Here is a 1,171-nt window from a genome sequence, read left to right as displayed (position 1 = left end):
TAATCCGGGCGGCGGATTTTGGAGTGGGTGGCGTATCCGGTTTTCGGTCGGGCGCGCTGGTTATGCCAGCGTATGTAGTCGCCGATCGCGGCGTCTTGTTCTTCGTGGGTGCGGTGGTCGGTGCCGTTGAGGGCGAAGTAGCGCAGGGCGGCGAACTCGGCCTCGATCCAGTTCAGCCAGGAGCTGTAGGTTGGCAGGAACACCAGCTCGACCTGGTTGGCCTGACACCAGGCCCGGACAGTTGGATGCTTGTGCGGGGAGAAGTTGTCCAGGATCAGATACAGGCGCTGGCCGGGCCAGCGCCGGCGTAGAGACTTGAGGAAGTCGAGGAACTCGCTCGAGCGTTTCCGATCCCGGATCCGGTAGTGCATCTTCCCGGTGGCCAGGTCGAGGCTGGCGATCATGTGCCGGACACCGTGGTCGCGGTGATAGGTCGCCCGCAGCCGGGCCGGCTTACCGACCGGTTTCCAGGCTTTGCCGGGACGAGGCTGCAGATTCAACGGCCCGAACTCGTCGAGGCAGACGACCCGGCCATCCTCGGGCGGGTGGTCGTAGAGGTCGAGGACCGCTCGCATCTTCGCGGTGAAGTCCGGGTCGTTGCTGGCCTTCCACGTCTTCGACGTCTGCCAGGTCACGCCGCGTTCATGCAGGATCCTGCGGACGGTCTCGATGCTGATCGTGGTGACCTGGCCGGTCTCGATCAGGTAGTCGCGCAGCTTGGATAGCGACCAGCCGGAGAACGGCCGGCCCAGGAAACGGGGGTCACACCGGGCGATCACGCAGATCCAGTCACGGGTCTGTTCACTGATCCGGTTCGGTGTGCCCCCTCTCCATTTTGGGTCCAGCGCGTCGAACCCCCTGTCGTTGAACGCGTGGATCACGTCACGCACGTAGTCATCGGTGGCCTTCAAAAGGTGCGCGATGTCCGGCGCCGGCTGACCTTGCGCCGACATCAACACCACGATCGCCCGGCGCAGCCGGATCGGATCCTTCGCCGTGCGGGTGATCCGCTGCAGCCGTTGACCTTCGGCCATCGACAGAGCCCTGACGAATACCTCTGGGCGTCGGCCCACCCGGCACCACCCCTCTCAACAACGAGAAGGACAGCCTGCCCGAAACACCCTCAGAACCGACGGATTACACGGCCAACGTTCAAAGACGAGGCACTAGG

The 1,171-nt window shown here is 64.3% G+C and carries 1 protein-coding gene; it reads right to left on the bottom strand.

Annotated elements, in window-relative coordinates:
• Positions 1-1,034 (bottom strand): IS630 family transposase (locus QSK31_RS48475; RefSeq protein WP_285691990.1); only part of this gene is annotated, 1,034 nt, incomplete at its 3' end.
• Positions 1,035-1,171 lie beyond the last annotated feature (137 nt).

The organism is Actinoplanes sp. NBRC 103695 (assembly GCF_030269485.1).
Taxonomy (GTDB): Bacteria; Actinomycetota; Actinomycetes; order Mycobacteriales; family Micromonosporaceae; genus Actinoplanes.
This window is presented reverse-complemented; position numbering and strand designations above follow the sequence as displayed.